General features: G+C 40.4%; 1 protein-coding gene and 2 pseudogenes. 2 read left to right on the forward strand and 1 reads right to left on the reverse strand.

Annotated features, from left to right (window positions below; translation table 11 throughout):
- Nucleotides 1-256: 256 nt before the first annotated feature.
- Nucleotides 257-436: pseudogene (locus Q0Z70_RS13600) on the reverse strand (hypothetical protein); the annotation flags it as partial.
- A gap of 231 nt (nucleotides 437-667) precedes the next feature.
- Here Q0Z70_RS13600 and Q0Z70_RS13435 point away from each other — a divergent pair.
- Both Q0Z70_RS13435 and Q0Z70_RS13440 read left to right on the forward strand, forming a co-directional pair.
- Nucleotides 668-2,166 (forward strand): annotated as a pseudogene (locus Q0Z70_RS13435) (phage integrase SAM-like domain-containing protein).
- A gap of 48 nt (nucleotides 2,167-2,214) precedes the next feature.
- Nucleotides 2,215-2,751 (forward strand): DUF1016 N-terminal domain-containing protein (locus Q0Z70_RS13440; protein ID WP_298075310.1); only part of this gene is annotated, 537 nt, incomplete at its 3' end.

Consider the following 2,751-nt stretch of genomic DNA (forward strand, 5'->3'; position numbering starts at 1 on the left):
GTAACTTAAAAATAATCATTTTCGCGGAAAGAAGAAACACTCTTTCAATATCAAACTTTAAAATTTAAACAGGCTCTAAAGAGGGCATAAAAAAATTTCTTCATACTTATATGTTGGGAGCGCACATCAGTTACCATAAGTGCAATTAAAAATTACAAAGAATACATGGAATTATATGCTATATTTCTTCTATGTATAGATTTTAGGATTTCTATATACGAGAAGAGTGCATTATGCTTCGGTTTTTTCTAATGGTCTAAATATCTTCTATATCTTTTTGGATTTTTGCTTCAACATTTTGTGAATCTCGATAACGAATCATAACCATTCCTTCGTAAACTCCGAATGACTTTTCTATAGAAAGTTGTATATCTCCACCTGTTACTTCCCATACACTACCATATACGGCGACTTACGTTTATTCGTAAATCGCTGACTTTTAATGTGAACCAGCCCGGGCTTGAACCAGGGACCTCCAGATTATGAGTCTATTTGCAATATATTTCACGAAATTATAAATAATTATAAAACATTGACATTCAACGCTTTTCATTTTGAAGATTGCGGAAAATTACCTAACTTTGCATCAGTTTTCATTTCAGAAGGTCACCTGAAGGTCACCAAAAGGTCTCCGAGACCTTCAATAAATACGGAGGTTTAAGACAATATGAAGTCACAAAAAGCGGAACAACCCACAAAAGATGCAATAAAGAAGCAGAAATCCAATAAAAGAGGAGACAAGTGCCTTGCCAAATTCACGTCTTCCAACGGTAGCGATATGGGTCTTTGACTCTTAATATTCGTAAGGCTGGCGATTACAGTCAGTCTATTCCTGTTGCCGTGCGTGTTTGCCATGGAGGACAGAAAGCTTTCCTTAGGCTGGGAAGGGTTTATACTTTGCAAGAGTGGCTGGATATTTGTGAATACGAGAAAACTGGGCGACGTGTCCAGTTGGCAGAGCGTGATGAAATGAAAGAGCAGATGGAGAAAATCCGCCAACTTGTAAACAACTTAATTGATACCAACACTTTCTCGCTTCGCAAACTTCAAGACATATATCAGGGCAAGAAGGACGACAATGCAACAATTTACTCTATTTGGGAAGAGTATATGCAAGGAAAGCTCAACGAAGGCAAAGCTGGCTCTGCAAGATGCAACAAGGATGTGTACAGACGCTTCGTCAAGGATATGGGCAAGGATGTTGCTTTGGCAGATATTGATAAGGCTTTTGTGCAAGAATGGGTGAAGCGAATGAAAAAGTCCGGCCTTGGAGTAACGACCATTGCCATCGGTTTGCGTAGCTTCAGGACTATCGTCAATATTTGCATATCAAGAGGACTTGTAAAGGGCGACACAAAGGAGATGTTCAAAGATTCCGGCTACAACAAGTCCCAAAGTCGCAAGCACGAATTTCTTGATACGGCAACCATGCGTATGCTGTATGACTTTTGGAAGAAAGACGAAGCTGTTGATGAAAATGGGGACGAACTATATATGCCACGAGAGAAGCAAGCAATCTTCCGCGACCTTGGTCTCTTCCTTTTTATGTATCTTGGCGATGGGCAGAACCTTGCCGATACGCTTCGCCTGATATATGATGATTGGTACTATTCAACCCATGGAAAGCAGATGCGATTCCTCCGTCACAAGACACGTGATAGAAACGAAAGCGCAAGTGAGGTAATCTTCCCAATAACTCCGGAGCTAAAAGCCATTCTTGATAAGTATGGTAACGAACCTCGCTTGGGTAGAAGAGTGTTTCCGATAATGAGTGATGAGATTACTCCAGAACAGGAAGTGTGGGTAATACAACGTTACAACCGCCACATCAGGGAACACATGAAGAAAGTCGCTGATATGCTTGGAATGGAGCAGAAGCCATCACCTACCTGGGCAAGACATAGTTTTGCGACCAACCTTAATAATTCTGGCGTAGTTCCTTACAAGTACATAAGCGACAGCATGGGGCATAGTGGCAATGGTGACATCACCTCAAACTATATTGGTGCTTACCCTTTGGCCAAAATGCTGGAGTACAACCACTACTTGCTTGACTCCAATCCTCCAAAAGTAAAGACAAAGAAGGTAGACAACAAGCAGCTGATTGAAATGCTGATGGGATTGAGCGAGGAAGAGAAGAAAGCAATAGTCGATGCATTGTCGTAATGATAACATAGTAGCGAATAACAACTTAACTTAATCAATTATACAATTATGGCTAACGAATCTACAACATACCTCCACGATGGCATGGAACTGCCTGTCGAGGATTGGAGTCAGAACACCCATTCTTTTGATGAACTGACCAGGATCATTCAAGACACTCATGATGCTGCACAAACCTCTGCAGTCAAAGCTATAAACCGTATGCAGACAATGCGGAACTGGCTCATAGGATATTATATAATTGAATTTGAACAGCATGGTAAGGATAGAGCCGAATATGGAGCTCAGCTGATGAAGAAACTTGAAACAAGGGTAAACAGAAAAGGATTGACTGTAACGCTGTTCAAATGGGCACGAAAGTTCTACAGGTACTATCCTCAGATGGCAGAAAATATCACGGGAAGCATTTATTCGACAGTGCATGACAAAATGCAGGAAGAAAAAGGTGCGACACTGTCGCACGAATTACAAAGCACAGAAATTCAATCGATTGAAAAAGGTACGACAGGGCACTATAAAATATTTTGTGTAAATGGAAATACGGGATTCAAGTTTGAGTTTCGTATTTTTTATTTTATACATTTG

This window comes from uncultured Bacteroides sp. (assembly GCF_947632445.1).
Lineage (GTDB): Bacteria > Bacteroidota > Bacteroidia > Bacteroidales > Bacteroidaceae > Bacteroides.